The following is a 6,289-nucleotide window of genomic DNA, read 5'->3' on the forward strand; positions in this document are numbered from 1 at the left end:
TCAGGGCGCGGTTGCCGGGAACCCCGTACCGCCCTGGCCGGGCCGGCTGCCGCCGCCCTCACCCGCGGTGGTGTTGCCCACCCCGTTCGCCGCCGCCGTGCACGACGCCGCCGGTGAGCCGGTCGTGGTCAACGCGCGGCTGTCGGTCAGCGGCGCGCCGGCCCGGCTGACCGTCGGCACGGCCGCACCGGTCGAGATTACCGGCTGGGCCGGCCCGTGGCCGGTGGACGAACGATGGTGGGCCCCGGCAGAGGCACGCCGCCGGGCCCGGTTCCAGGTCTGCCTGGCCGACGGCACCGCCCTACTGCTGGCCGTCGAGGCCGGTCGATGGCTGGTGGAGGCGATCTATGACTGAGCAGCGTGCCGCAGCCGAGCGGCACGCTGACCTGCCGTGCCCGCTCCGACCCGTCGGAGGCTACGGACGTGATGGCGTGACTGGATCGCCGTCCGTTCCCGTTCCCGGTTCCGTGTCCACACCTGCTTCAGCTTCCGGCTCGATCAGCCGGCCGGCGGCCTCGCCGATCCATCTACGCCATCACGTCTGTAGTCGATTGGCAGTCATCCGCCTCCCCGGCGAGGGCGGAAGTCGATGGTGGGGCGGACGTCGATGGTGGAGGAGTGCCGGCCGGTGAGCTTCCACAACCCGAGGATGCCCTGGTCGGAGCTGGAGCAGGTGCTGTCCGGGCGGTCCGGCAAGGAACGGCCCCGGGGCGAGCGGCACCTGCACGTGGTCGACCCGCTCGCGGTCGACGCCGACGGCGGCGACGCCCCCGCCTGGAGCCGCACCCGACAGCACTACCAGGCGCCCGAGCTGCCCCGTCCCGACGGCGTGGTGCCCTACGCCGAGCTGCACGCGCACAGCAACTTCAGTTTCCTCGACGGGGCCAGCCATCCCGAGGAACTGGCCGAGGAGGCCGCCCGGCTGGGGCTCACCGCCCTCGCCGTCACCGACCACGACGGGTTCTACGGCGTGGTCCGCTTCGCCGAGGCGGCCCGGGCGCTGCACCTGCCGACGGTCTTCGGCGCGGAACTCTCCCTCGGGCTGCCCGGCCCGCAGAACGGCGAACCCGACCCGCTCGGCCGGCACCTGCTGGTGCTCGCCCACGGGCACGAGGGGTACGCCCGGCTCGCCGCCACCATCTCCCGGGCCCAGCTGCGCGGCGGGGAGAAGGGCCGCCCGGTCTACGGCGAACTGGAGGAGGTCGCCGCCGAGCTGCGCGACCACGTGTTGGTGCTGACCGGCTGCCGCAAGGGGCACGTGCCGGCGGCGCTGCTCACCGAGGGCGTCGACGCGGCGGCCCGGGAACTGGACCGGCTGACCGCGCTCTTCGGCGCGGAGACGGTGGCGGTGGAGCTGACCGACCACGGGCATCCGGTCGACGCCGACCGCAACGACGCCCTGGCCGAGCTGGCCGCCACGGCCGGGCTGCCCACGGTGGCCACCAACAACGTGCACTACGCCACCCCGGGGCGACGCCGGCTGGCCACCACCCTCGCGGCGGTACGGGCCCGACGCAGCCTCGACGAGATCGACGGCTGGCTGCCCGCAGCGGCCACCGCCCACCTGCGCAGCGGCGCGGAAATGGCCGCCCGGCTCGCCGCGTACCCGGGTGCGGTGGCGCGGGCCGCCGAGTTCGGCGCGGAGCTGGCCTTCGACCTGCAACTGGTCGCGCCGCGACTGCCGGCGTACCCGGTGCCGCCCGGGCACAGCGAGATGAGCTGGTTGCGGCACCTGACCATGGCCGGCGCCCGGGAACGCTACGGCCCGCCGCAGGCGCACCCCGAGGCGTACGCGCAGCTGGAACACGAGCTGCGGATGATCGACGAGCTCGGCTTCCCCGGCTACTTCCTGGTGGTCTACGACATCGTCACGTTCTGCCGCGAGCAGGACATCTACTGCCAGGGCCGGGGGTCGGCGGCGAACTCGGCGGTCTGCTACGCGCTGCGGATCACCAACGTGGACGCGGTCCGGCACCGGCTGCTCTTCGAACGCTTCCTCGCCCCCGAACGCGACGGCCCGCCCGACATCGACGTGGACATCGAGTCCGACCGCCGGGAGGAGGTGATCCAGCACGTCTACGCCCGGTACGGCCGGGAGCACACCGCCCAGGTCGCCAACGTCATCTCGTACCGGCCCCGGTCGGCGGTGCGGGACGTGGCCAAGGCGTTCGGGTTCTCCCCCGGCCAGCAGGACGCCTGGAGCAAGCAGATCGACCGGTGGGGTTCGGTCGCCACGGTGGACGTGGCGGACATCCCCGAGCAGGTGGTCGCGTACGCCAACGAGGTGCAGACGTTCCCCCGGCACCTGGGCATCCACTCCGGCGGGATGGTGATCTGCGACCGGCCGGTGATCGAGGTCTGTCCGGTGGAGTGGGGGCGGATGCCCGGCCGCAGCGTGCTGCAGTGGGACAAGGACGACTGCGCGGCCGTCGGGCTGGTCAAGTTCGACCTGCTCGGCCTCGGCATGCTGTCGGCGTTGCACTACGGCTACGACATGATCGGGATGAGCCTGGACCTGGGTGACATGACGCTGGACGACCCCGAGGTCTACGAGATGCTCTGCCGGGCCGACTCGGTCGGGGTGTTCCAGGTGGAGAGCCGGGCCCAGATGGCCACCCTGCCCCGGCTGAAGCCCCGCGAGTTCTACGACCTGGTGGTGGAGGTGGCGCTGATCCGGCCCGGCCCGATCCAGGGCGGCTCGGTGCACCCGTACATCCGGCGCCGCAACGGCCAGGAACCGGTGACGTACCCGCACCCGCTGATGCGCAACGCGTTGGAGAAGACCCTGGGTGTGCCGCTGTTCCAGGAGCAACTCATGCAGCTCGCCATCGACCTGGCCGGCTTCGACGCGGCCGGGGCCGACCAGCTGCGCCGGGCGATGGGGGCGAAGCGGTCGGTGGAGCGGATGGCGCAGCTCGCCGACCGGCTCTACGCCGGGATGGCCGCGCGGGGCATCACCGGCGAGCTGGCCGACGACGTCTATCGCAAGCTGACCGCGTTCGCCAGCTACGGTTTCCCGGAGAGCCACGCGATGAGCTTCGCCTACCTGGTCTACGCCAGCTCCTGGCTCAAGCGCTACCATCCGGGGCCGTTCCTGGCCGCGCTGCTCAACGCCCAGCCGATGGGCTTCTACTCGCCACAGACCCTGGTGGACGACGCCCGTCGGCACGGCGTCGAGGTACGCCGGCCGGACGTCAACGCCAGCGGCGTGAAGGCCGTCCTGGAGTCCACCCCGGCCACCCGGTGGGGGAGTCAGCCGGGGGAACCGTCGCACGAGTGGGGCCTGGGCGGGCCGGCCGTCCGGCTCGGGCTGTCGAGCGTGCGTACCCTCGGCGATCCGGTGGCCGAACGGATCGAGGCGGAGCGGACGGCGCACGGGCCGTACCGTGACCTGCCGGACCTGGCCCGGCGGGTCGGGCTCACCGCCGCGCAGCTGGAGGCGCTGGCCACCGCGGACGCCTTCGCCTGTTTCGGGTTGACCCGGCGGCAGGCCCTCTGGGCCGCCGGCGCCGCGGCCCAGGACCGGCCCGACCGGCTGCCCGGCACGGTCACCGGCACGGCGGCGCCCACCCTGCCCGGGATGGAGGCGGTGGACCGGCTCGTCGCCGACGTCTGGGCCACCGGGCTGTCCCCGGAGAACCACCCGGCCCGGTTCATCCGGGAGCGGCTGGACACCCTCGGCGCGGTGCGGATCGCCCGGCTCGGCCAGGTGGAACCCGGCCGGCGGATCCGGGTGGGCGGGATCGTCACCCACCGGCAGCGACCGGCGACCGCCGGCGGGGTCACCTTTCTCAACCTGGAGGACGAGACGGGGATGCTCAACGTCACCTGTTCCCCCGGGCTGTGGCAGCACTACCGCCGGACGGCCCGCACCAGCGCGGCGCTGGTGGTGCGCGGCCGGTTGCAGCGGCACGAGGGCGTCACCAGCCTGATCGCCGACCGGCTGGACGCGATTGAGCCCCCGGTGAGCCCGGCGTCCCGGGATTTCCGCTGAGCCGGGTGATCCACATTACAGTTTCCCGAGTCGGGAAGCGGGAGACTTCCGGACACGCGCGGGCAGAGTGGCCCGCTCGGGCAAGGGGGTGTCCATGACCTTCAGCATGCGTACCGGTGGGGTGGCGAACACCCGGCGGACCCGGCTGGCGGCCGGCTGGTCGCCCGTCCAGGGCGCGGAGCTGCGCGAGTACCAGGTGACCGACGGCCCGGTGGCCAACGCCCAACGGTCCCGTGCGGAGGAGGACCCGGCCGGCGGCGGGGAGTCCTGACCGGCGGGTCGTACCGCCTGCGGGGGGTCGGTGGCGCGGTTGACTAGGCTCGACCGGGTGGAGCACACCACCGGGTTCACCGGGCCGCCGCTGACCCCCCGTACCGCTGTCATCTGGTCGGTCCTCGCCGCCGAGCTGGCCCGACGCGACGGTGACCAGCTCACCGTGCTCGACGTCGGCGGCGGGACGGGCGGCTTCGCCGTCCCGCTCGCCCGGGCCGGCCACCGGGTCACCGTGGTCGACGCCAGCCCCGACGCGCTCGCCGCGTTGACCCGCCGGGCCGCGGAGGCCGGCGTCGCCGACCAGGTACGCGCCGTGCAGGGCGACGGTGACGCGCTCGGCGGGCTGGTCGAACCGGCCGGCGCGGACCTGGTGCTCTGCCACTCGGTGCTGGAGGTGGTCGACGACCCGGCGCCGGTGGCCGCCGCGCTCGCCGCCGCGCTGCGCCCCGGCGGCGCGGCCAGCGTGCTGGTCGCCGGCCGGGCCGCCGCCGTGTTGAGCCGGGCGATGAACGGCCACCTGGACGTGGCCGCCGCGCTCGCCGCCGCTCCGGCCGGCTCCGCCGGGACGCGGGACACCCTGCGCCGGCGCTTCGACTCCGACAGCGCCGCCGCGCTGCTGGGCGCCGCCGGGCTCACCGTGGAGGAGATCCACGGGATACGCGTCCTCGCCGACCTGCTTCCCGCCACGGTGGCCGACGGTCAGCCGGCTGCCCTGGTCGAGCTGGAACGGGCCCTGGCCGCCCGCTCGCCGTACCGGGAACTCGCCGCCCAACTGCACCTGTTCGCCCGCCGCCCGGCATGACCGACCCGCGGCGACCCCCGACCGGGCCGGCGCCCGCCGCGCCTGTCCCCGACGGTGGTCCGCTGGCGGTCGTGCCACCCCGCTACGGCGGTGGCAGCCTCGCCGACGTGGTGCCCAGCGCGCTGGCCGTGCTCGGCGTGCCTGGCGCGGTCGACCTGCTCGGCCTGGCACCTCGGCTGGCCGGGGTACGCCGCGTCGCGGTGCTGCTCGTCGACGGTCTCGGCTGGTACCAGATCCCCGCCGCCGCGCCGTACGCCCCGATCCTGGCCGGGCTGGCCGCCACGGCCGGCCGGCCACTGACCGCCGGTTTCCCGTCCACCACCCCGACCAGCCTGGCGAGCCTCGGCGCGGGCGTCGCTCCCGGGGCGCACGGGGTGCTCGGCTTCACCGTCCGGGTACCCGGCACCGACCGGGTGCTCAACCACATCGACTGGGCCGGTGACCCGGAGCCGCTGCGCTGGCAGCCGGTCCGCACCCAGTGGGAACGGGCCCGCGCGGCCGGGGTGGCGGTGACCGTCGTCAGCCGCCCCGAGTTCGCCGGCAGCGGGCTGACCCTGGCCGCCAACCGGGGCGGCGACTACCGGGGCGCGGCCGGGGTGGACGCCTTGGCCACCACGATGCTCGCCGCGCTGGCCGCCGGCCCCGGCCCGACCCTGGTCTCCGGCTATCACCCGGACCTGGACCGGCACGGCCACCTCAGCGGGGTGGACTCGATGCCCTGGCGGGCCGCCGCCGCCGAGGTGGACGCGCTGCTCGCCCGGCTCGTCGACGGCCTGCCGGCGGACGCCGCGCTGCTGGTCACCGCCGACCACGGCCAGCTCGACGTGCCCGCCGCGCACCGGATCGACCTGGACACCGATCCCCGGCTGCGCGCGGGCGTGCGGGTGGTCGCCGGTGAGCCCCGGGTGCGCTACCTGCACGTCGCGCCGGGAGCGCTCGACGACGTGCGGGCCGCCTGGGCGGCGGTGCTCGGGCCGGCCGCCCGGGTGCAGACCCGGGAGGAGGCGGTGGCCGCCGGCCGGTTCGGGCCGGTGTCGCCGGACCACCTGGGCCGCGTCGGCGACCTGGTGGTCACCTGCGCCGGCACGTACGCGCTGCTCGCCAGTCGTTCCGAACCGCCGGCGGTGTCCCGGCTGGTGGCCTACCACGGTGCGGACACCGCCGCCGAGATGACCGTCCCGCTGCTGGTCGTCCGGGGCTGACCCACCCCACTATCGCCC

Annotated in this window: 4 protein-coding genes and 1 pseudogene; all 5 read left to right on the forward strand. The window is 75.1% G+C overall.

Going from position 1 to position 6,289, the window contains the following annotated elements:
* Positions 1–355, forward strand: a pseudogene (locus tag E1166_RS28765) (DNA polymerase Y family protein); the annotation flags it as partial.
* Positions 356–628: 273 nt separating this feature from the next.
* Positions 629–3,994: an error-prone DNA polymerase gene (locus E1166_RS28770; protein ID WP_132343010.1), complete on the forward strand. Its 3,366-nt coding sequence runs from the start codon at positions 629–631 to the stop codon at positions 3,992–3,994.
* Between the two features lie 94 nt (positions 3,995–4,088).
* Positions 4,089–4,265: a hypothetical protein gene (locus E1166_RS31275; RefSeq protein ID WP_165942456.1), complete on the forward strand. Its 177-nt coding sequence runs from the start codon at positions 4,089–4,091 to the stop codon at positions 4,263–4,265.
* Between the two features lie 39 nt (positions 4,266–4,304).
* On the forward strand, positions 4,305–5,069 hold the full coding sequence (locus E1166_RS28775; RefSeq protein WP_132343008.1) for a methyltransferase domain-containing protein: 765 nt from the start codon (positions 4,305–4,307) through the stop codon (positions 5,067–5,069).
* Positions 5,066–6,271, forward strand: coding sequence for a nucleotide pyrophosphatase/phosphodiesterase family protein (locus tag E1166_RS28780; protein ID WP_132343009.1), 1,206 nt, complete (start codon positions 5,066–5,068; stop codon positions 6,269–6,271). The genes E1166_RS28775 and E1166_RS28780 overlap by 4 nt, the downstream gene beginning before the upstream one ends.
* Positions 6,272–6,289: the final 18 nt, after the last annotated feature.

Origin of the sequence: Micromonospora sp. KC213 (assembly GCF_004348325.1) — a bacterium.
GTDB lineage: Bacteria > Actinomycetota > Actinomycetes > Mycobacteriales > Micromonosporaceae > Micromonospora.